Below are 22534 nucleotides of genomic sequence, written 5' to 3' on the forward strand. Positions count from 1 at the left end.
AACCGTACCATGGGGTTCTTGGCACGGTCACGTTGCTAGCAGGGTCTGTCATCAAGTCGTTTTGCACGTGGCAATGATAGATGACAGCCCCCTAGTTCGATCAGCCTACTGTCGCCAGCGCTTCCTCCAGCGTCATCACTGCCGCGTACTTTTGCGCCATGTCGAAGAGGTTGGCCTCATGGGGCTCCAGCGCCCGATCCCCGACGCAATCAGACACCACGAGCGGGCGAAAGCCATGGCTCATGGCGTCGACCACACTGGCGCGTACACAACCGCTGGTGACAGCCCCGGCCACCAGCAGCGTACGCACGCCATTAAAGTTGAGCCAGGCGGCCAGATCCGTACCGAAAAAGGCTGAAGGCAGGGTCTTGCGCACCACCAATTCGCCCTCGATCGGCGTCAACGACGGCACAATGGCACTTCGATGCGCGTGTTCGAGCAACGTCAGCATTGAAGGTACTTTCAGCGTAAATACATTGCGGTCGGCCCCATCATCGGCGAAGACAATGCGGCTGTGGGCTACCGGCCAGCCTTTATCGCGCGCGTAAGCCAATAGCGGCCGGGTACGCTCAATCGCCTCGGGAATATTGCCACCACCGAAGATCGCGGGGTCGGCAAAGCCTTCAACCAGATCAATGATCAACAGCCCATAGGGTCCTGGCAGTTCCATCTGCGTGCCAAACCCCTGGCGTTCGTAGGTGTGTAGTTTTTCGCTCATTGCATGTCCTCTCGGTCCATTACCCGGCCTTTGTCGACGACCACCCGATCATCCAGGTGCACTGTGCAATTACGCAGCGGTATATCGATGTGACAAGCCGTGGTGCGCTTGCCGCCTGCTTCGTTGTTCGGGCCCATGGAGAACAGGAAGTTGCCTTCATAAGCACGGGCATCCATCCCGATATGGGCCTCCCGATCGAGCAGGCCCAGGGTCGACCAGCGTGCACGGGGTTGAAGGCCCCAGCCGATATGAGACAGCGCATAAGCCTCAGGGTCGTTGAACACTTCCATGTAGTCGCGCAACAACGCAGCCTCCACGCCACCCTCAATGCTGGTCACGTAGCCATTTTTAACCTGCAGCTCAATCGGATCCTGCACATAGGACTTATGGGGCAGCAGGATATCGCCGCGATCGATCACAATCCGCCCATTGGCGCCTAGTTCGTTGGGCCAGGTCAGCACGAAACCGCTGGGCCAGTGATCCCAGCGGCCGGGGGCATCGACAAAGCCATATTCACTGATCGCCGGAAACTCACCCAATGGACAGGTCAGTGCAGTACCGGCCGCCGAGGTAACGTGCATCTGACTGGCGCGCTCTATCAGCGCCGCCGCCGCCAGTACCCGTTGTCGATCTGCAACGCTAGGCAACAGGCGCACGAGGATTTCCGGCGGCTCCACCGCCAAAAGTATCCGAGTACCGCTGGCAAGAATTTCGTGTTGCTCGGGTGAGAACAGCAACGTCATCAGATCCACCACCAGATCGCTGGCTTTCAATGCCGCCAGTGCTGGCGCATTTCCAGTCAACGGAGTGACCCCCAGGTACGCCAGGGAATCCCGGCTAAGCGCCTTCTCCCCGTTTACCGGTGGCAGATCCAGCCGATTGACGATCGCCCCCAGGGCCTGACACGCCACTTGAGCCGTGCGCAACGTTTGCGGATGAGTATCGGCCCCCGTCAGGATGGTTACACTCTGACCGCGCTGCAGATCGCTGAGGGTAAGCACGTGCTTCCAGGCTTCGATCAAATCATAATCGCTGACAGCCATGTTTATTCTCCACTGACTGAGGGCAGCGAAGCCCCCAGAAAATTGTCGAACGCCCGATAGAAATACTCTTCGTTGTCCCAAGGGATCATATGACCGGCATCGGCCACCCGGACGACCGCCAGGTTGCTCATCAACCCCTGGATTTCAGCGATATCCTCATCCAGTATCACCCCACCTCTCTCGGCAACCATCAGCAGTGCCGGGCAGTTGACGTGGCGTAGATCGGCATGGAAATCTTCGGTATGAAAAGCCTCGAAGCTGGCTTTGATCGCGCGCTCGTCACAGGTGTGCAGCCACTCGGCGCGCAGTGACAATTGCTCATCGGTCCAGGTCGGGCAGAAGCTGCGCATGTCATCTGCGCTCATCCCGGCTTGAGACAAGCGAATCGAGTCGACATACCACGGCAACTGCGACGGGTAGGCGCGTCGACCAGGGCCCGAGACAGGTGGGTCGACCAACACCATGCGCGCCAGGCTAGCGCCACCTTTGCGCGCCATCCGCGCGGCAATGCGCGCGCCCATGGAGTGCCCGATCAAACTGAAGCGGGAAAAACCCATGGCTTCGGCGAAAGCGCTGACATCAGCAGCCTGCGCCTCCACGCTATAGTCCAGATCCGCACCGGACTCGGAAAGGCCCCGCCCCCGCACATCCAGCACATAGGTGTCGAATGCCTGGCCGAAGCGCTCGGCGACAAAAGCCCAGGTCACCGCCGGGCTGGTAATACCGGGAATGATGATGACCGGGTCACGCGTGGACCGCTCACCGCTGGCGCCGCCAAAGCGCAAGTAATGTTGACGGATATCATTGGCGCGGATGTTGGCGCCATATAGAAATTGGCTCATGACACTTCCTCAGTAGGCACCGGACAATAGAGCACCGGCGCCTGGAACGATCGGTTCGAGGTTGAGCGCCTTGAGCATGGCGTAGGTCGTGGCGATGGCTGCGGTCAGCACCGGCTTTCCGGTTTGTGCCTCGACCGTAGCCACCGCGCTCAGCGAAGGCATTTGCACACAGGCCGACAGCACGATGGCATCCACACCCGTCAGATCCAGATCGGCAACGATGCCCGGAAGGTTGGCCGGATCATGGCGAGCGACCGCCAGGTTGTCCTGGATTTCCAGCGCGTGCCAGACTTTGACTTCGATGCCTTCATGCTCGATATAGTCGACCACCAGTTCCGTGAGTGGCCGCATGTAGGGCGCCACCAACGCGATGCGCTTGGCACCGAGCACTTTGATTGCGTCCACCAGGGCACCGGCACTGGTAATCACCGGTGCCGGCGCATCGTTATCCTGGGTCACTTTGCTCAAGCGTTGTTGAGACTCGCGATGGTAACCCTTGCCCATGGACATGATTGCCACCAGGCAGGCGTAGCCGAGGACATCGACACGGGCATCGGACAACTCAAGGGCGCAGCGGTCGGATTGAGCATCCATGGCCGCCAGCTCTTCCTTGCGCACATGCTTCATGCGCATACGACTGGAGTGAAAAGTGAAGCGCTCAGGCCGGATCAACTGGCGGGCGGCCAGCATCGCAGGGATTTCGGTTTCCATGGTGGTGTTGGAGCTGGGCACGATTTGCCCGATGCGCAGGAGCTTGGTCATGATTAAGGTCTCGGTATTGGCTGATTGACGTGGTCAGTGTGGCGTTGGCAGATTCAGAGCTTGAATAAGTGTTCGGCGTTGCCATGACAGATCTGGGCACGCACCTCTTCCTCAATATCAACCGAATCGATGAACTCGACGGCAACGGCCGTAGACTCATAGGGGTAATCGACGGAGAACATCACCGCTTCTGTGCCCAACTCCGCCAGTGCACATTTCAAGGCAGACGGGGAGCAAACCCCTGATGTCGTAATCAGGATATTGCTGCCGATGTATTCAGAGGGCGCTCGCTCCAGATGTACGCCATGGGGGTAAACCGCGAAGCGATTGTCGAGGCGCCACGGGATAAATGGCAGGCCTTCGCCCATATGGCCCAGAATGACCTTGAGGCCAGGAAAACGATCGAACACCCCACCGAACAGCAGGCGTAAGGCATGACTGGCCGTTTCAACACCCCAGCCCCACGCCGCTCCACGCATTTCCGGATGGCCGTCGAACACTTGGGGGAAAACAAAGGCGTCTGCAGGATGCAGGTAAAAAGGTACGCCAAGCGCCTGCATGCACGCCCAGAACTCGTCATAAGAACGATCGTCGTAATACATGCCTTGAGTATGACCATTTACCAATGCACCCTTGAACCCCAGGTCCTTGACGGCACGGGTGAGCTCGGCTGCTGCCAGTTTCGGGTCGTGCATGGGCAAACTGGCGAAACCGCCAAAACGCGTAGGATGACGTTGTACCTGTTGAGCCAGGTAATCGTTGCTGCGCTGGGCTTGTGCCAACGCCTGCTTGAAATCCTGCTCGCCTTGAACCCCGGGACCGGTCTGCGACAAGATGCTGAAATCGATGCCGTAACGATCCATTTCACTCAGTCGAAGCTCATCGAAATCGCTCAGCTGCGCGCTCAACCTGGCGAGCATTTCAGGTTTCATATGTTGGATGAAGCTTTTGGAGTACCCCTCGAAGCCTGGGGTCATGAAATGCTCTTCGAAAGTTATCTTTCGGGGTTTAGTGCTTGTCATCGTAAGGCCCTGTCAGAAGGTTCAGAACTCACTGTTGCTTCGCTTCGCCTCTCGGCAGCCATAAGATCAGTATACTGATCATTTAACCCGACCGGACTTATCCATCAATCGACTCTGGAGGCGGAGCGTGCCCAGCTACATCACGTGCTTTTCACGAAATGCCAATGCGTCAAATTCAATCAGTACACTGACGAAATTATCGTTACAGATGACAGGGTGATTGTCAAAGTATTTGGGATCTTAGGGTGCTGGAAGACCTGGCTCTCGGGGCTGTCTTTAGACTTGAACCAGATGACGCGTCGCGGCAGGAATACGGTGTGAATAAATGGTGCGCAGCAACGGGGGCGGGAAATGCATCAACATCTAGATCCGCACCGTGGTCAACCGAGGCGCTCACCGGCAAGCCATTAGTTTCCTCGCCGACCTCACCCAGATGTTCAACTGGGCCAGAAAACGCCAGCCTTGGCGGGCTTTATTGGTCGAGGGCGATCCAACGGAACTGGTCGATATCGCCCCCCTGATCCCTGCCGACTACGAAGCGAAAAGAAGCCGCATCCTTTCCCCGGCTGAGCTGTTGGAATTGCACAACCGCTTCCAGCAAATGACCACCGATTACAACGCCCTCCCCGCTGGTCAAAAGTACGAGGGTATTCGTCCATTAAAGAAGGAGACTCAACTCGCGCTCTGGATCAGTCTGGGCACCCTGTGCCGGATTGGCGAGTTGCTGCAGGCCGAATGGAAAAATGTCGATCTTGACCGGCAAACCTGGTTCCTCCCAAGTGAAAACGTCAAAGGCTCCCGGGGCAAGAAACAGGACCACCATGTCTTACTCTCCCCCTTCGCCCTGCATTTCTTTCAGGAACTCAAAATCCTGACGGGACATTCGCAGTGGTGCTTTCCGAACAAGCAGGATGATCGGCATGTGGACGTAAAGGTAGTCAGCAAACAGATCGGCGATCATCAGGCCCGATTCAAAAACCGCAAGGCCCTCTCCAGGCGGCGTCACGACGATACCCTGGTCCTTGCCGACGGCCAAAACGGCGACTGGACGGCATGACCTGCGCCGTACCGGTGCGACCATGATGCAGGCTTTGGGGGTCAGCCTGGACGTCATCGACCGGGGCGGTGTATCTGATCGAACAAGTAGTTCGCGACCATCTGTGATACGCGGTCAAAGAGGGTGTAAGCGCTGGAGTTGGTTTCCAGATAACCAACGCCAAAAAGCGTTTGGTGCTTCGGGTTGAAGGCAGTCAGATTCAACCTTGGCCGACCGCCTTGCCAATCAAAATATGACTAGGGAACGAACGGGGTACTCATGTTGTAACCCGTGGCGTATAGCACCAGATCGATTTCCTCACGCGATCCATCGGTGAACACGACGTCGTCGCCGTCAAAGCAACTGACGTCTCCCTTAGCCTTAATGTCGCCATGCTGCAGGTAGTGCAGAAGCTGGAAGCTTTTTTTCGTGGTATTGGTTTGCCCATTATCAGGAAAGCTTCGCCCACTCGTCGCGCTGCATTACCTCGACAATGATGGGTACTGGCGTCATCAGATGGGTGCGCATCATGGTTGTCGCTCGAACGGTGTCGCGGGCCAGAATGGCTTCGACCAGCGCGGCATGTTCCTTGCGTTTCAACGCCAGGGCCTCTTCGGAGAACACCGTTTGCGTCAACCACAAGTGACGATAGCGCTCGGCCTGGTCGAACAGGTAAGTACGCGCCTGAAGTAATTGCCTGGAACCGCAACCCGCCGCGATGGCACTGTGGAAGGCCTTGTGCCGCTCATCCCAAACGTCGAGCACCTTCTCGCGGGTTGTCACGTCCATGACCTTTGACAAGGTATGAGACTGCGCCAGGATCTGGGCTTCCCAGGCGTCATCACCTCGCTCGATGGCCAGGCCCACGATCATGGCTTCAAGATTGGCGCGAGCATCATAGATGTCCTGCATCTCTGACAGCGACATGGGGGCTACGCGGTAGCCTTTCTGACTGATGACCACCACCAGGTGTTCTGCCACCAACTGCGAAAGTGCTTCGCGCAGCGGGCCGACACCCAGGTCATAGCGCTCCTTGAGCCCGCTCATGAGGAGTTTTTCACCGGGCTTGAATGTGCCACGGATGATGTCCAGCTTGAGCCGTTCATACCCGCTGAATGCAGAGTTGAGCCTGGGGGTGACGCTATCCAAGGTGCTGCTCCAGAACTTGCCAAACCCCAATCATACCCAAACATCTATCAGACGAAAAACATTCGACAATTTCATGTTTTGTCGCTCAATTATAAAAATGTAGACATTTTAGTTTTATGGCGATATTTTTCTTCTGCCAGATCCAGACCACTGCTGGAAGGCGCCAATCACTACCTTCGCCCGGGAGTTGCCATGAACGCCTTTACTCAAATTCAGGACCTTGTGATGCCGCTGCCATCGCAGAGCAAGGGCTTCACCCTTACCCCTTCCAGCCAGTCGCCGCGCCTGCTTGAGCTGAAATTCGCCAAGGAAACCGTCGACGCGTTCGTCAAGGCAGTGGCCGAGTGGCCGGTCCAGGCACTGGAGTACAAGTCGTTCCTGCGTTTCCGGGTCGCCCAGATCCTTGACGAGCTGTGCGAAGGCACCCTGCGCCCGGTACTGGTCAACACCATCCTGGACCGCGCCACCGGTGGCATGTTGATCACGCCTGAAGGATTGAACGACGTGTCCCAGGCCGATGACATGGTCAAGTTCTCCTCTGCAGTCGCCCACCTGATCGGTCGCTCCAACTTCGATGCCATGAGCGGCCAGTTCTACGCTCGCTTTGTGGTACTCAACAGCGACAACTCCGACAGCTACCTGCGTCAGCCACACCGGGTCATGGAACTGCACAACGACGGCACCTTCGTCCAGGAGCGCACCGACTACGTGATGATGATGAAGATCGACGAGCAGAACATGGAAGGCGGCAACTCCCTGTTGCTGCACCTGGATGACTGGGAAGATCTGCACCACTACTACACTCACCCACTGGCTCGCCGTGAAATGCGCTTCACCGCACCACCGAGCAAGAACGTGCGCGAAGACGTGTTCCACGCAGTGTTCGACAACGACGCCGAAGGTCGCCCGACCATGCGCTACATCGACCAGTTCGTGCAGCCTAAAGACTTCGAGGAAGGAATCTGGCTGAACGCCCTGAGCGAATCGCTGGAAGGCAGCCCGCAGAAACTGTCGGTACCGGTGCCGGTCGGCAGCTTCGTGCTGGTCAACAACATGTTCTGGCTGCACGGCCGTGACCGCTTTATCGCCCACCAGGGCCTGCGTCGTGAACTGATGCGCCAGCGTGGCTACATCAGTTATCAGAAAACCCTGTACCAGCGCGGCCAATAAGGTTTGCCAAGGGTTGAACCGGTGAGGGCCGCCACGCGTGGTGGTGTTTCCAACAAGAACGTAATTCAGGTGGGTGCAGGCTAATGGCTGTGTACGACTTCATCATCATCGGTGCCGGCATCGTGGGCATGTCCACGGCCATGCAACTGGCCCAGGTTTACCCGGACGCCAAAATCCTCCTGCTGGAGAAAGAGTCCGGCCCGGCCAGGCACCAGACCGGCCACAACAGTGGCGTGATCCACGCCGGTGTCTACTACACCCCGGGCAGCCTGAAGGCGCGTTTCTGCCTGGAAGGCAATAAGGCCACCAAGGCCTTCTGCAACAAGCACAGCATCCCTTATGACGAGTGCGGCAAGCTGCTGGTGGCCACCAACGAGCTGGAAATGGAGCGCATGCGCGCGCTGTGGGAACGCACCGCAGCCAATGGCATCAAGCGTGACTGGCTGACGGCCGCCGAGCTGCGTGAGCGCGAGCCGAACATCGTCGGCCTGGGCGGGATCTTCGTGCCTTCAAGCGGCATCGTGAACTACGCCCAAGTCACTGCGGCCATGGGCGGCGAATTCGAAGCCGCCGGTGGCGAGATCCGCTACAACAGCGAAGTGGTCGCCATCGATGAGCGTCCCGATGAAGTGGTGGTGCGCTGCAGCGACCAGGAGCACCACGGGCGCTTCCTGATCACCTGCTCGGGCCTGATGGCCGACCGCGTTGTGCGCATGCTCGGGATAAAGCCGAACTTCATCATCTGCCCGTTCCGGGGCGAGTACTACCTGCTGCCCAAGCAGCACAACCAGATCGTCAACCACCTGATCTACCCGATCCCGGATCCGTCCATGCCGTTCCTCGGCGTACACCTGACCCGCATGATCGACGGCACCGTCACCGTCGGCCCCAACGCGGTGCTTGCGATGAAGCGCGAAGGTTATCGCAAGACCGATGTCTCGCTGTCCGATATGTTCGAAACCCTGACCACCCCGGGCATTCTCAAGGTGCTGAAGAAGAACCTGCGCCCCGGACTGATCGAGATGAAAAACTCGTTGTTCAAGGGCGGCTACCTCAAGCAAGTGCAGAAGTACTGCCCGAGCCTCACCAAGAGCGATCTCACCGCCTACCCGGCCGGTGTCCGCGCCCAGGCTGTCTCGCTGGACGGCAAGTTGATCGACGACTTCCTGTTCGTCAACACCGCTCGCAGCGTCAGCGTCTGCAACGCTCCGTCACCTGCCGCGACCTCCGCCATCCCGATCGGCGCGTACATCGTCGACAAGGTCCGCGAACAGCTTACCCACTCTGGCGCCAGTTTCGTCCAACCCGACAGCTCTGTCCGACCCGCCCCTATGGCGGCCTCCATCGCAGCCCCCCATTAACGATAACCAAGCAGCGAGGAATCACGCGTGCAACTCAACGATCCGAAACTGTTCCGCCAGCAAGCCTATATCGACGGTGTATGGGTAGATGCCGACAACGGCCAGACCCTCAAGGTCAACAACCCGGCCACCGGTGAAATCATCGGCAGCGTGCCGAAGATGGGCGCTACCGAGACCCGGCGCGCCATCGAGGCCGCCGACAAGGCATTACCGGCCTGGCGCGCCCTGACCGCCAAGGAACGCGCCAACAAACTGCGCAAGTGGTTCGACCTGATGATGGCCAACCAGGAGGACCTGGCCCGCTTGATGACCCTCGAACAAGGCAAGCCGCTGACCGAGTCCCGTGGCGAAATCGCTTATGCAGCCTCCTTCCTGGAGTGGTTCGGCGAAGAAGCCAAGCGCGTCTATGGCGACATGATCCCCGGTCACCAGGTCGACAAGCGCCTGATGGTGCTCAAGCAACCGATCGGTGTCACTGCCGCCATCACCCCGTGGAACTTCCCTTCGGCGATGATTACCCGCAAGGCCGGCCCGGCCCTGGCCGCCGGTTGCACCATGGTCCTCAAGCCGGCCTCGCAAACGCCCTACTCGGCCCTGGCCCTGGCGGAACTGGCCGAGCGCGCCGGTATTCCGAAGGGTGTGTTCAGCGTGGTCACCGGCAGTGCCGGCGAAGTCGGCGCCGAGCTGACCGGTAACCCGATCGTGCGCAAGCTGACCTTCACCGGCTCCACCGAAATCGGCCGCCAGCTGATGGTCGAGTGCGCCAAGGACATCAAGAAAGTCTCGCTGGAACTGGGCGGCAATGCACCCTTCATCGTGTTCGATGACGCCGACCTGGACGCCGCCGTCGAGGGCGCACTGATCTCCAAGTATCGCAACAACGGCCAGACCTGCGTCTGCGCCAACCGCCTGTACATCCAGGACGGTGTCTACGATGCCTTCGTCGAAAAACTCACCGCCGCCGTGGCCAGGTTGAACATCGGCAACGGCCTGGAAAACGGCATCACCACAGGTCCCCTGATCGACGCCAAGGCCATGGCCAAGGTCCAGGAGCACATTGACGATGCCGTGAGCAAAGGGGCTCGTGTGGTCGCCGGCGGCAAGCCGCACGCCCTGGGCGGGACCTTCTTCGAGCCGACTGTGCTGGTCGATGTGCCGCGCAATGCCGTCGTCGCCAAGGAAGAAACCTTCGGCCCGCTGGCACCGCTGTTCCGCTTCAAGGATGAAGCCGAGGTGATCGCCATGGCCAATGACACCGAATTCGGCCTGGCCTCGTACTTCTATGCTCGCGACTTGAGCCGTGTGTTCCGTGTGGGCGAAGCGCTGGAATACGGCATTGTCGGCGTCAACACCGGGATCATCTCCAACGAAGTGGCGCCGTTCGGCGGCATCAAGGCCTCGGGCCTGGGCCGCGAAGGCTCCAAGTACGGCATCGAGGACTACCTGGAAATCAAATACCTGTGCATCGGTATCTGAGCCGCCACGCCGCCTGCGCTGCGTAACACCTGACGCCCCGCTTGCGGGGCGTCGCTTTGTTCGCGGTTCAAGGGCTCGGGTCCGTCAACATTGCGTGCAGCATGCGCGCCATCAACTTGGGCGTGTCCTCGTCAGTGAGGTAGCCCGGTCTTTCCAACAGCATGGCCCGAGGTAGCACCGACCAGGTCTGGTAAACCAGAAACTCGGCCTTTTCCCGGTCCTTGACCCGGATTTCGCTGGCGAAGCGTTTCATCAAGGCCGAACTCGCAGTGGCGGTCCAAAGCTGCTTGGCCTTGACCACATCCAGTCGCACCAGCTCGTCATAATGAGTGGAGCGCACGCTGAACGCAGGATCGTAGAGGGTTTTCTTGTGATGGGCGGCCAGTACGGCCCGCAGGGCCAGCAAAATCCCGTCTAACAACGTGGTGCCAGACGGCAGCGCCATAATGTCGGCGTACAGTCCGATGCGGGCTTCAGTCCGGTAATCATCAAACACTGCAGCGATCAACGACTCCATCGTCGGGAAGTACTCGTAGATCGAACTGATCGCCACCCCGGAGTCTTCGGCCAGGCGCATGGCGTTCAAGGCTTCCCGCCCCTCGCTTTCGAGAATCTGCCGACCGGCCTGTTTCACGGCCGTGACCAGCGCGATCGAGCGTGCCTGCCGCGGTTCCTTGCGCGGCTGGGCAGGTATTTCGACCTGCACGCCCGGCTTGTCAGGGGTTGGTTTGATCATGGTGTCCTCTCCAGAATGCTGCTCATTGCCACCGTGGCAAAACCGACAAGCAGCAAACTGGAGTATGACCGAGCCGACTCGCTTAGTCAGCGAGTCTCGCGAGTACACAACGCACCGTTTCCGGGATGGGCACCGAGGTGTTGCTGGCGCGGTCGACGTACACATAGACGATATGGGCCGCTGCGGCCGCTTCATGCTCATCGTTGCGAAACAGTGCCAGCTCGTAGCGTGCGCTGCTGTTACCCAGACGGGATATTTTCATTGCGACATTGATCTGGTCGGGGAAGCCGATGGACGCAAAGTAGGTGCAACCGGAATTGACGATCAACCCGATCACCGGGCTGTTGGCAATGTCCAGGGTGCCCTGTTCGACCAGGAACGCCGTGATCGCCGACTCACAGTACGAGTAGTAGACCACGTTGTTCACATGCCCAAAGGAGTCATTGTCACCAAAGCGCGTCGGCACTTTGGTGAAATGGCGAAACTCGTCCCGGCACGGCCGTTTGAGTTTGTTGCTCATAGGATTTCCCTGTAGATCGAGCGCACATCTTCCAGGCACAGCTGCCGCGGATTGTTGCCGAGCAGGCGCTGCTGCTTCATCGCATCGATAGCCAGCGCCTCGATGTCGGACTCGACGATGCCCAGGTCACGCAAGCGGGTCGACAGGCCCAGTTCACCGGCCAGGGTGCCAAGGTAGTTGGCCAGCGTAGCGGCTTTTTCTGTATCGGTACCCAGGGTGCCAGGCAGGACGATATCGGCCAGTTGCGCATACAGCGGCGCCACCGCCTCGAGATTGAAGCGCATCACCGGCCCCAGCACCAGCGCATTGGAAAGTCCGTGCGGTATATGGAAACGTGCGCCGAGGGGATACGCCAGGGCATGCACCGCCGCCACTGGCGCGTTGGCGAACGCCATGCCCGCCAGGCAGGCACCCAGCAACATGTTCTCCCGCGCTTGCAGGTTGCTGCCATCCAGGCAGGCCTGGAACAGACTGCCGGACAACAGACGCAGCGCCTCTCGTGCCAGGCAATCGGAAATCGGATTCTTCAGGTTCCTGGTGGTGTAGGCCTCGATGGCATGGACCATGGCATCGATACCGGTCGCTGCAGTGACGTGGGGCGGCAGGCCAAGGGTCAGCTCCGCATCCAGCACCGCCAGGTCGGGCAACAGCATTGGCGAATAAACCACGTTCTTCTCACCGGCACCGGTGGTCACGACCGAGACCGAAGTCACCTCCGAACCGGTCCCTGCCGTGGTCGGCACCAGAATCAGCGGCAGGCGCGGGCCCTTGGTCTGGTTGATGCCATAGACTTGACTCAACGACTCGCCACTGCTCGCCAACAGCGCAGCCAGCTTGGCGGCATCCAGCGAACTGCCGCCGCCCAGCCCCACCACGCAATCGGCGCCACAGCTTTTCGCGGCATCCACCGCCGCCAGGATCACCGACTCCGGCGGGTCGGCCTGTACCTGGGAAAACACGCTGACGGCTATGTCCTGGCCCTCGAAACCGGCGAGCACCGCATCCAGAAGCCGAGCCGCAATAACCCCCGCATCGGTCACCAGCAAAACCGATTTGCAGCCCATGGCGCGAACATGATCGGCGAGCCGGGTCGACGCACCGCGTTCGATGATCATTGATGGAGTGGTTTGAAATACCATTTTCAACATGGAAGCCTCACGAATAGGTGTGTGTTGCGCTGAGTTTTCATGGCGATTGCAAAGCCCATACGCCAACCGGAAACCCCTCACGAATAGCCGTCTGAGTGGCAGCGCTCCCCTCATTGACAGGAGTGAGCGAGACAGAGTGTATGCCAGCCCACTTCCTGATCCCGCCTGAAATCCGGTCACCCACCCCGAATCCGGAACGGCCTGCACGGGCACCTCGATACGCTTATTTTTTTCCTTTTTTATCAGCTACTTGTGTCATATCGACCGGCACATGAATCCGGAACAAATTCCGAAGCGGCATCCCCATACTTGAGCCGCACCCTTCCCCGGCCTCGCCGGTTCCCACTAGTCGAGTAGCGAGCCAGAAAATGCCCACTGCACAACTGTCGATAGAACAAAAAACCCAGCAGCTGCTGAACAACCCGGCAGAATTGGTCAACTATTCCCAGCAAGCCTGGAACCATTTGCCCCGCGCCGAAATCGACGCGCTACAACTCAACGCCCTGAAGCAACGCTTCGAAGAACTCCGCGAGCGCATACCGGTACTGAAGAAACTCGCCGACGCCCAAGGCGTGGAAAAGATCGAGCAACTCGACGACGTAGTGCCGCTGCTGTTCGAACACACCGTTTACAAGTCCTACCCGCCATCGTTGCTGGAGAAGCGCAGCTTCGGCCAGATCAACAAATGGCTGGGCAAACTGGTGACGCCAGAGGTTGCCGAAGCCATCGCCGCGGTCAACGTCAGCGATTGCCAAGGCCTGGATGACTGGTTCGAGACCATGGACGAAGGCGTGCCGCAGCTGCGCATCAGTCACACCTCGGGCACTTCCGGCACCCTGTCGTTCCTGCCCCAGGGTGTTCATGAGTGGGAAAAATTCGCTCAACTGCGCAAGATGATGGTGTGGAACATGGAGGGTCCGGACACCCCGGAGCCCAACTTGCACACGATCTACCCTTACTACCGCAAGGGTTACCTGAGCCATGTGCGCGTCCATGCCGCCATGATTCCAGCACTGTTGCCGGACGAATCGCATTTCCATGCCGCTTACCCGACCACCCTCAGCACCGACGTGCTGCACCTGGGGGCCAAGCTGCGCGCGGCACAGTCCAAAGGCACCCTCGACCGCCTGGTGATCAGCCCGGAACTGCTGGAAAAGAAGAAGGCTTTCGACCAGTTGCAAGCCGACATGCCACAGCACCTGGCGACCTTCTTCGATCATATGTCCACCAAGCTCAATGGTCAGCGCGTGTACATCGGCGCGACCTGGAACCTGCTGCACAGCATGGCCAAGGCCGGCCTTGCGCGGGGCCTGGAAGGTGTCTTCCACCCTGACTCGTTCGTGCACACCGCCGGTGGCGGCAAGGGTGTCGTACAACCCGAGGGCTGGCGTGAAGACGTGCTGCGTTTCACCGGTGCCAAGACGCTCAACGAATCCTACGCAATGTCCGAAATCGTCGGCGGCGCCCACGCGCGGTGCGAAGCAGGCCACTTCCACTTCGCCCCCACCGTCGTCCCCTACCTGCTCGATCCAGAGACCAGCAAGCCACTGCCGCGCAAAGGCCGCGTGACCGGTCGTGCAGCCTTCTTCGACCTCGGCGCCGAGATCCGTTGGGGCGGTTTTATCACCGGCGATGAAATCACCGTCGAATGGGACAAGCCTTGCGCATGCGGCCGGCCGAGTTGCTACGTCGTCGGGCCGATCCAGCGCTACAGCGAACTCAATGGTGGCGACGACAAGATCACTTGTGCAGCAACAGAAGACTCCCATCGCCAGGCGATGGATTTCCTGAACACATTAGAGGGCTAACCCCATGAGCAAACCTATTGCGCCAATGATCATCCGCGGCAAAGTCATCACCGACAACCTGATCGACGTGGGTGGCCGCGGCGGTGACCTGGTGTTCCAGACCCCGGATGCGCACAAGTATATCGACCAGTTGCCGCTGGGTAATCCGGCCAGGCTGGCCGACCTGTACACCCTCAGTTTCAACGACATCCTCGACTACGCCGAAGCCCTCGGTGAACGTCTTGAATTCGACAAAAACCCCTACTTGCAGGAAGCCTGCGAGCTGTCGTACCTGACTGCGCCGGTCACTCCGAGCATGGTCAAGGGCAGCTACATGGGGCTGCGCCACATGCTCACCCGTGAGTCAGTCACCGAACAGGTGGAGAACTCAGTGGGCGTCAAGTACCTGGAAGGCTGGGTCAAGCAGCGCTTGATCGACGGCACCGAACTCGATGTGCGCTGCTTCGGCGCCCGCACCCTGCATATCGTCGCCGGCAACGCGACCGGGTTGTCCCTGCTGACCATCCTGCGCAACATGGTGCTGCGCAGCGACGCGATCATCAAGGCGCCGTCCAACGACCCGTTCACGGCCCTGGCCATCGCCCGCACCATGGTTGAGATGGCGCCGGACCACCCGCTGACCAAACACCTCAGCGTCGCCTACTGGAAAGGTGGCGACCAGGCCTTCGAAGAACGCCTGTACCAGCCGCAGAACCTGGAGAAGATCGTTGCCTGGGGCGGTTTCAATTCGATGAAGCATGTCACCCGCTACATCCAACCGGGCCTGGAGCTGATCTCCCTCGACCCGAAACGCAGCGCCAGCATCATCGGCAAGGGTGCCTTCGACAGTGAAGCGACCATGCGCGAGGCCGCCCTGCGCCTGGCCAGCGACATTGGCGCACTGAACCAGAAGGCCTGTGTGTGCGCCCGGGTGGTCTATGTGCAGAGCGGCACCGATGAGGCCGGCCTGGCGAATCTGAATACCTTCGGCCGTTATGTCTACGACGCCATGCAGACCCTGCCCAACACCCTCAGCACCGTGCCCAAACGCTACGACCAGGGCCTCAAGGCCGAAGTCGACGCGCTGCGCCTGGATGATGAGTGGTACCAGGTGATTGGCGGCCAGGACGGTGAAGGCGCCGTCATCTGCTCACAGATTCCGGAGTCGGTGTCGTTTGCCACCCGGCTCGACGACCGCACCGCCAACCTGGTGCCGGTCGATGACCTGACCGAGATGATGGATGCCGTGGATGCCTACACCCAGACCGTCGGTGTCTATCCGGAAAGCATCAAGGAAGATCTCAAGGACATTCTGCCCCTGTATGGCGCTCAGCGAATCGTCTCGCTGGGCTACGCGGCGGGGCTGAAATGGGCGGGTCCGCAAGACTCCATCGAGCCACTGCGGCGCATGGGCAAGTGGATCGTCAACCAGATCGCCTCGCCGGAAACGACCCCGGCGCCATGGTTGCGCCCGTCGATCTAACCCCTCCTGTACCCCTGGCCATTGCCGGGGGTACGCGTTGATTCCTACAGGACTTACCCATGACCACTTGCCTGGGATTTGCCGCCTTCGAGCCCCACTCCGCCCTCACGCCGTTTCGTTTCGAGCGTCGCGACTTGCGTGCCGATGACGTCGCTATCGATATCGCCTATTGCGGCGTCTGCCATTCCGATGCCCATCAGGTGCACAACGACTGGAACAACACGGTCTACCCCATCGTGCCAGGCCACGAGATCGTCGGGCATGTCACTGCCGTCGGCAGTAACGTCAGCCGCTTCAAAGTCGGCGACCGGGTTGCCGTCGGTTGCCAGGTCGATAGCTGCCTGCAGTGCGCACCTTGCCACGAGCATCAGGAACAACTCTGTGCCCATGGTCCGACGCCTACCTATAACGGCAAGGATCGTCACACCGGCGAGATCACCTATGGCGGTTACTCCGAGCATATTGTCGTGCGTGAACAGTTCGTACTGCGCATGCCCGAAAGCCTCGATCCGCGTTTCGCCGCACCATTGCTATGCGCCGGCATTACCGTGTGGAACCCGATGCGCCGCTACGGTGTGGGCAAGGACTCGAAAGTCGCGGTGGTCGGCCTCGGCGGGCTCGGGCACATGGCGGTGAAGCTGGCCGTGGCGCTCGGTGCCGAGGTGACCGTGATTACCACCTCACCGGGCAAGGCCGACGATGCCCGCGCCCTGGGTGCCAAACACGTACTGCTGTCCAACGATTCGCCGGCCATGACGGCGGCGGCCAATGCCTTCGAATTCATCATCGACACCATTCCCAGCCGGCACAACGTCAACCCCTACCTGATGCTGCTGGGTCGCGAAGGCGTACTGGTGCTGGTCGGTGCCATCGAACCACTGGAACCCATCCATGGCGGCTTGCTGATCCGCAACAACCGCACCATCGCCGGCTCGCTCATCGGTGGCATCCAGGCAATCCAGGAACTGCTGGATTTCTGCGCCGAACATCAGGTATTGCCCAGCTGCGAAATGATTGATATCAAGGACATCAATACGGCCTTTGACCGCCTGCAGCGCAACGACGTGAAGTACCGCTTTGTGATCGACATGACCAGCATGCGTGACGTAGCGCTTTAAACGAGTCCTACGCTGCGGTGCTAATCACCGCAGCGCCCTCTTGCTAGAACCGAACACCGCCCCGCCTCTGTGCAACCGCACACACAGTGCTCGACCCGTTCACTGGAACACCTCGAAGAGTCCGGCCGCGCCCATCCCGCCGCCGACGCACATGGTCACCACCACGTACTTCACACCGCGTCGACGGCCTTCCAGCAAAGCATGCCCGACCATCCGCGCACCACTCATTCCATAAGGGTGGCCGATGGCAATGGAGCCGCCATTGACGTTCAATCGGGCGTCGTCGATGCCCAAGGTGTCGCGGCAATAAAGCACCTGGCAGGCAAACGCTTCGTTGAGCTCCCACAGGCCGATATCGTCGACCTTCAGGCCGTGTTGCTTGAGCAACTTGGGAACCGCCAGCACCGGGCCGATGCCCATTTCTTCCGGAGCCAGGCCGGCTACCGCGATGCCGCGGTACAGGCCCAGCGGCTTGAGGTTGCGCTGCTCGGCCAGACGCGCATCCATCAGCACGCAGGCGCTGGCGCCGTCCGACAGTTGACTGGCGTTACCGGCAGTGATGCAGCCGCCCTCGATCACCGGCTTGAGGTTGATCAGGTCTTCCAGCCGGGTCTGCGGACGGTTGCCTTCATCCTGACGCAGGGTGACTTGCTCCAGGCGCGCCTCGCCTGTGGCTTTGTCGATTACCTGCCGAATGCTGCTGACCGGAACGATTTCGCCGTCGAACAGCCCGGCCTGCTGCGCCGCTGCGGTGCGTTGCTGCGATTGCAGGGCGTAGGCGTCCTGCGCCTCACGACTGATGCCATAGCGTTGAGCAACCAGCTCGGCGGTTTGCAGCATGGGCATGTAGGCGTGGATGGCGTTGCGCTCCACCTGCGGGTCGCGCTCGGCGTAGGCCCATTCCATGTTGCGATTCTGCACCGCGCTGATGTTTTCCTGACCAGCACCGATCGTCGCCGGCATGCCGTCGACGATAATCTGCTTGGCGGCCGTGGCGATGGCCATCAGGCCCGAGGCGCATTGGCGATCCAGGGTCTGCCCGCTGACCGACAACGGCAGGCCCGAGGCCAGTGCCGCCATGCGTGCGAGGTTCAAACCGGCAGTGCCGCTGGTCAGTGCGGTGCCCATGACCAGGTCTTCGATCTCCCCGGCTTCGATACCGGCACGTTCGACCGCCGCACGGATCGCGTGGCTGGCCATGGTCGGTGACTTGATGGTGTTGAACGCGCCCCGGAAAGCCTTGGCGATGGGGGTACGGGCGGTGGAGAGAATGACGGCTTCTTTCATGTTGCAATTCCTTGCGTGACGGGTCGGGGCGGCCAATGTGCAGTGGCCGCCGAAAAGTCAGATGCGTTCGATGCGGGTCTTGCCGCTGGCCACCAGGTGCTCAAGCAGTGCTGCCGGCTGGAACCACATCGCTCCGTATGCGCCGAGTGTCTGGCGGTAATGGCCGATACGTTCCAGCACTTGTGCCAGCCCCAGCCCTTCGGCGTAGTGCAGCGGACCGCCGCGCCAGGCCGGGAAGCCATAGCCGTTGATCCAGACCAGGTCGATGTCGCTGCTGCGCTGGGCGATGCCTTCGTCGAGCAACTGGATGCCTTCGTTGACCAGCATCAACAGACAACGGTCGTGAATTTCCTGATCGCTGATGACGCGGCGCTGGATGCCCAGTTCGCCTGCGATGCGCTCGGCCAAGGCGACCACTTCAGGGTCATCCTTGCGCTCACGGCCTTCGTAGCGGTAATAGCCGCGACTGCTCTTCTGGCCAAAACGGCCCAGGGCGTAAAGCGCATCGGCAAGCTTGCAGTAGCCGGGATCGTGGGCGATGACGTCACGGCGCGACTCGCGCACCAGGAAACTGACATCGATGCCCGCCAGATCGTGCATGGCCATGACCCCCATCGCCATGCCAAGGCCGGTGAGCACACTGTCAATCTGCGCCGGCGTGGCGCCTTCCAGCAGCAGACGGTGCGCTTCGCGGGAATAGGGTTCGAGCATACGGTTGCCGATGAAGCCGAAGCACACCCCGGACACCACCGGGATCTTGCCGATGCGCTTGGCGATTTTCAGCGTGGTGGCCAGGACATCGGCGGCCGTGGCCGTGCCGCGTACCACTTCGAGCAGGCGCATGACGTTGGCCGGACTGAAGAAATGCAGGCCGACGACGTCCTGCGGCCGGCGCGTGACGGCGGCAATGGCGTCGACATCCAGGGTGGAGGTATTGCTGGCGAGGATCGCCCCGACCTTGCACACCTCGTCCAGGGTGCGAAACACCTGCTGCTTGATCGACAAGTTCTCGAACACGGCTTCGATCACCAGGTCCGCGTCGGCGATATCGGCGTAGTCCAGGGTGCCGTGGATCAGCGCCAGACGCTCGTCCATCTGCCCGGCTGCGAGCTTGCCGCGCTGGACACTGGTTTCGTAATTTTTGCGAATCAGCTCAAGGCCACGTGCCAGGGCATCGGCCTTGAGCTCCAGTAGCGTCACCGCCATGCCCGCATTGGCGAAGTTCATGGCAATCCCGCCGCCCATGGTGCCGGCGCCGATCACCGCAACCTGAGTGACAGGACGGATCGGCGTGCCGGCATCCAGACCCGGCAATTTGCCGACTTCACGCTCGGCGAAAAATACATGGCGCAGGGCCTCGGACTCGCTGGAAGCCTCGGCCTCCTTGAACAGCTCGCCCTCCCTGGCAAGGCCCTCGGCCAACGGCAGGTTGCAGGCTGCTTCGATCGCCGTCACCACTCGCTGCGGCGCACTCTGGCCTTTCCAGCGAGCCTGATTGGCGGCGCGATAGTCGGCGAAATAATTCGCCGGCAGGGCTGCGCCCGGGTTCGCTTGTGGCCAGGTCGGGCGAGCCGGCGCCTGCCCGGCAATCAGTTCTGCGGCCAACGCCTTGGCCGTGTCGAGCAAGCTGTCAGCGCTTTGTGCCACGCGATCAAGCAGTCCTAGCGTCAGTGCTCGATTAGCGTTAATCGGCTGGCCGGAGGCAATCATCTCCAGCGCCGCCTCGGCACCGATCAGACGCGGCAAGCGCTGAGTACCACCGGCACCGGGTAGCAAGCCAAGCTTGATTTCCGGCAGGCCAAGCCGAGCCCCGGCTTCAGCCACGCGGTAGCCGCAGGCCAGGGCTAGCTCCAGTCCACCGCCGAACGCCAGACCACCGATGGCGGCGATCAGTGGTTTGTCCAGCTCGGTCAAACGGATCAGCAGGCCTGGCAGGTCTGGCCTGGCGAACGACGCCGGGCTGCCGAACTCGGAAATATCCGCGCCCGCGCTAAACGGCAAACCCTCGCCGTAGAGCACAATCGCTTTCACGCTGGCATCGGCGGCGGCGCGGTCACAGGCCTCCAGCAATTGTTCGCGCAAAGCCTGGCCCAGGGCGTTGACGGGGGCACGGGCGAGGCCGATCAGGGCCAGAGGACCTTCGTTTTGATAATGGATCAGGTCATTCATGGATGTTTTCTCGTTCGGAAAAAGGAGTGGGTGCCGTGGAATAGCTCGATTCCCTCAGCTCAACTCGCTTTCCCGAATCAGCTTCTTGTTGATCTTGCCGACGCTGGTCTTGGGAATTTCCGCGACGAACTTGAACTGCTTGGGGATTGCCCATTTGTTGATGCGGCCACTGGCCACGAACTGTTGCAGGTGGGCTTCGAGCATCTGTTTGTCGACGAACTGCCCCGGCTCACACACCACCAGAGCCATGGGCCGTTCGCCCCATTGCTCATCGGCAATGCCCACCACGGCAACAGAGGTGACCGACACGTGCTCGCTGATCAGGTTCTCCAGGTCCAGCGAACTGATCCACTCGCCACCCGTCTTGATCACGTCCTTGATGCGGTCCTTGATTTCCACCCTGCCTTGCGAATCGATGGAAGCCAGGTCGCCGGTGTGCAGCCAGCCGCCGTGCCACAGTTCTGCACCCTTTTCCGGGGCCTTCAGATAGCCTTGGGTCAGCCATGGCGCGCGGACGACGATTTCGCCCAGGGCTTCGCCGTCATGGGCGACCGCATGGCCGTTGGCATCAATGATGTTCAGGTCGACCATGGGTATTGGCATACCCGTCTTGATGCGAGTGGGTAACTGCGCCGGCATGGACTGTTCAAGTTCCTCGCCCCGCTGGAAGCTCAGGCAAAGCATCGGACAGGTCTCGGACATGCCGTAGCCACTGTGGACCTGAACGCCTTTGGCACTTGCCTGACTGGCGATGCCCAACGTCAACGCACTGCCGCCCAAGAGCATTTTCCAGCCGTCGAACCGGGTCGCCTTGCCTTCCTCACAGTTGAGGACCATTTGCAGGACGGTCGGTACGCAATGAGAAAAGGTGACCTTCTCTTCACGAAAAAGCCGGACCAGGCTATTGGGCTCGTAACGGCCGGGGTACACCTGCTTGATGCCCATCAGGGTCGCGACATAGGGCACGCCCCAGGCATGCACGTGGAACATCGGCGTGATCGGCATGTACACATCATTCGAACGCAGCAATGGCAGGCTTTGGTAAACGCCCAGGGTGCCCACGGCATTCAGGGTATGCAGCACCAGTTGGCGATGACTGAAGTACACCCCTTTCGGCTCGCCAGTAGTGCCGGTGGTATAGAACAGCGTCGCCACCGAGTTTTCATCAAAATCGGCAAAGTCGTAGTGGCTAGCTGCCTGGGACAACAGGCTTTCATACTCACCCAACACAGGAAGCCCGGTCTCGGTTGCGGCATCGTCAGTCAAGCGGATATAGCCTTTGACGGTGCTCAGGCCCTGATGAATCTGCTCGATCATCGGCACGAAATCATCATGCACCAGCACCAGGTCATCCTCGGCGTGGTTCATGGTGTAGAGCACCTGCTCCGGTGACAGGCGAATATTCACCGTGTGCAGCACCGCGCCGATCATTGGCACGGCGAAGAAACATTCCAGGTAGCGATGGCTGTCCCAGTCGAGCATGGCCACCGTGTCCCCGGCCTTGACCCCGGCCGCCGTCAGCGCATTGGCCAGCCGATGGATTCGTTCGATGAGGGTCCTGTAGCTGTATCGAAGCTTGTCGGCGTAGACGATCTCATTGGCAGGTTCGTATCGCACCCCTGACAGCAACAAGCTCTTGATCAACAGCGGGTAGGTGTATGCGCCTTGTGCCGGTGGAATTATTTTTGTCTTCAGCATGGTTGTACC

Annotated in this window: 19 protein-coding genes and 1 pseudogene; 7 read left to right on the forward strand and 13 right to left on the reverse strand. The window is 60.3% G+C overall.

Translation table 11 applies throughout. From position 1 onward, the window contains the following. Nucleotides 1-100: 100 nt before the first annotated feature. The 5 genes from KGA96_RS15185 to KGA96_RS15205 are packed head-to-tail and all read right to left on the reverse strand — an operon-like array spanning nt 101 to nt 4342. Nucleotides 101-718, reverse strand: coding sequence for an N-carbamoylsarcosine amidohydrolase (locus tag KGA96_RS15185; protein WP_046038000.1), 618 nt, complete (start codon nt 716-718; stop codon nt 101-103). Beyond that, nucleotides 715-1761 (reverse strand): 2,5-dihydroxypyridine 5,6-dioxygenase, encoded by a 1047-nt coding sequence (locus KGA96_RS15190; protein ID WP_223464797.1) that lies wholly within the window; start codon nt 1759-1761, stop codon nt 715-717. The genes KGA96_RS15185 and KGA96_RS15190 overlap by 4 nt, the downstream gene beginning before the upstream one ends. Before the next feature lie 2 nt (nt 1762-1763). Continuing rightward, on the reverse strand, nt 1764-2603 hold the full coding sequence (locus tag KGA96_RS15195) for an alpha/beta fold hydrolase (RefSeq protein ID WP_046038002.1): 840 nt from the start codon (nt 2601-2603) through the stop codon (nt 1764-1766). 9 nt (nt 2604-2612) lie between these two features. Further along, nucleotides 2613-3365 carry an Asp/Glu racemase gene (locus KGA96_RS15200; RefSeq protein ID WP_046038003.1) on the reverse strand — a complete coding sequence of 251 codons (753 nt, stop codon included), beginning with the start codon at nt 3363-3365 and terminating at the stop codon, nt 2613-2615. A 53-nt stretch (nt 3366-3418) separates the two neighbouring features. Next, complete coding sequence (locus KGA96_RS15205) at nt 3419-4342, reverse strand: amidohydrolase family protein (RefSeq protein ID WP_223464798.1); 924 nt, start codon at nt 4340-4342, stop codon at nt 3419-3421. Between the two features lie 412 nt (nt 4343-4754). Between KGA96_RS15205 and KGA96_RS15210 the strand changes: the two are divergent. Next, nucleotides 4755-5508 (forward strand): annotated as a pseudogene (locus KGA96_RS15210) (tyrosine-type recombinase/integrase); the annotation flags it as partial. A gap of 172 nt (nt 5509-5680) precedes the next feature. On the opposite strand, the gene KGA96_RS15215 reads toward KGA96_RS15210, so the two are convergent. Both KGA96_RS15215 and csiR read right to left on the reverse strand, forming a co-directional pair. After that, complete coding sequence (locus KGA96_RS15215) at nt 5681-5833, reverse strand: hypothetical protein (RefSeq protein WP_311132821.1); 153 nt, start codon at nt 5831-5833, stop codon at nt 5681-5683. Nucleotides 5834-5873: 40 nt separating this feature from the next. Then, complete coding sequence (gene csiR, locus KGA96_RS15220) at nt 5874-6572, reverse strand: DNA-binding transcriptional regulator CsiR (RefSeq protein ID WP_046038007.1); 699 nt, start codon at nt 6570-6572, stop codon at nt 5874-5876. 192 nt (nt 6573-6764) lie between these two features. Between csiR and glaH the strand changes: the two genes are divergently transcribed. From glaH to gabD, 3 genes are all read left to right on the forward strand, one after another. Continuing rightward, nucleotides 6765-7742 carry a glutarate dioxygenase GlaH gene (gene glaH / locus KGA96_RS15225; protein ID WP_046038008.1) on the forward strand — a complete coding sequence of 326 codons (978 nt, stop codon included), beginning with the start codon at nt 6765-6767 and terminating at the stop codon, nt 7740-7742. 89 nt (nt 7743-7831) lie between these two features. Next, nucleotides 7832-9103, forward strand: a complete 1272-nt coding sequence (lhgO, locus tag KGA96_RS15230; protein ID WP_223513562.1) for an L-2-hydroxyglutarate oxidase — start codon at nt 7832-7834, stop codon at nt 9101-9103. 27 nt (nt 9104-9130) lie between these two features. Continuing rightward, complete coding sequence (gene gabD / locus KGA96_RS15235; RefSeq protein WP_223513434.1) at nt 9131-10579, forward strand: NADP-dependent succinate-semialdehyde dehydrogenase; 1449 nt, start codon at nt 9131-9133, stop codon at nt 10577-10579. A 67-nt stretch (nt 10580-10646) separates the two neighbouring features. Here the strand turns inward: gabD and KGA96_RS15240 are convergent, their stop codons facing one another. The 3 genes from KGA96_RS15240 to KGA96_RS15250 all read right to left on the reverse strand — a co-directional run bounded on the left by KGA96_RS15240 (nt 10647) and on the right by KGA96_RS15250 (nt 12983). Further along, entirely contained in the window at nt 10647-11315 is a 669-nt protein-coding gene (locus tag KGA96_RS15240; protein WP_046038010.1) for a TetR/AcrR family transcriptional regulator, read from the reverse strand. An 82-nt stretch (nt 11316-11397) separates the two neighbouring features. Next, entirely contained in the window at nt 11398-11835 is a 438-nt protein-coding gene (locus tag KGA96_RS15245; protein WP_046038011.1) for an acyl-CoA thioesterase, read from the reverse strand. Beyond that, nucleotides 11832-12983, reverse strand: a complete 1152-nt coding sequence (locus tag KGA96_RS15250; RefSeq protein WP_223513438.1) for an iron-containing alcohol dehydrogenase — start codon at nt 12981-12983, stop codon at nt 11832-11834. The genes KGA96_RS15245 and KGA96_RS15250 overlap by 4 nt, the downstream gene beginning before the upstream one ends. 368 nt (nt 12984-13351) lie before the next feature. Here KGA96_RS15250 and KGA96_RS15255 point away from each other — a divergent pair, with 368 nt between their 5' ends. The 3 genes from KGA96_RS15255 to KGA96_RS15265 are packed head-to-tail and all read left to right on the forward strand — an operon-like array spanning nt 13352 to nt 17371. After that, nucleotides 13352-14791, forward strand: a complete 1440-nt coding sequence (locus KGA96_RS15255) for a hypothetical protein (protein ID WP_046038013.1) — start codon at nt 13352-13354, stop codon at nt 14789-14791. A 4-nt stretch (nt 14792-14795) separates the two neighbouring features. Further along, entirely contained in the window at nt 14796-16253 is a 1458-nt protein-coding gene (locus KGA96_RS15260) for an acyl-CoA reductase (RefSeq protein ID WP_046038015.1), read from the forward strand. Nucleotides 16254-16312: 59 nt separating this feature from the next. After that, the gene (locus KGA96_RS15265) at nt 16313-17371 is read left to right on the forward strand and encodes an NAD(P)-dependent alcohol dehydrogenase (protein ID WP_046038017.1); all 1059 of its coding nucleotides are present in this window, start codon (nt 16313-16315) and stop codon (nt 17369-17371) included. Nucleotides 17372-17470: 99 nt separating this feature from the next. On the opposite strand, the gene KGA96_RS15270 is transcribed toward KGA96_RS15265, so the two are convergent. From KGA96_RS15270 to KGA96_RS15280, 3 genes are read right to left on the reverse strand one after another with little or no spacing between them, the layout of a single operon-like run. Then, a complete protein-coding gene (locus tag KGA96_RS15270; RefSeq protein ID WP_046038019.1) occupies nt 17471-18658 on the reverse strand; it encodes an acetyl-CoA C-acyltransferase in 1188 nt (395 codons plus the stop codon). A 57-nt stretch (nt 18659-18715) separates the two neighbouring features. Further along, entirely contained in the window at nt 18716-20827 is a 2112-nt protein-coding gene (locus tag KGA96_RS15275) for a 3-hydroxyacyl-CoA dehydrogenase NAD-binding domain-containing protein (protein ID WP_046038020.1), read from the reverse strand. 54 nt (nt 20828-20881) lie between these two features. Further along, a complete protein-coding gene (locus KGA96_RS15280; RefSeq protein WP_223513441.1) occupies nt 20882-22525 on the reverse strand; it encodes a fatty acid--CoA ligase in 1644 nt (547 codons plus the stop codon). Between the last annotated feature and the right edge of the window lie 9 nt (nt 22526-22534).

This window comes from Pseudomonas sp. GL-R-26 (assembly GCF_019947365.1).
Lineage (GTDB): Bacteria > Pseudomonadota > Gammaproteobacteria > Pseudomonadales > Pseudomonadaceae > Aquipseudomonas.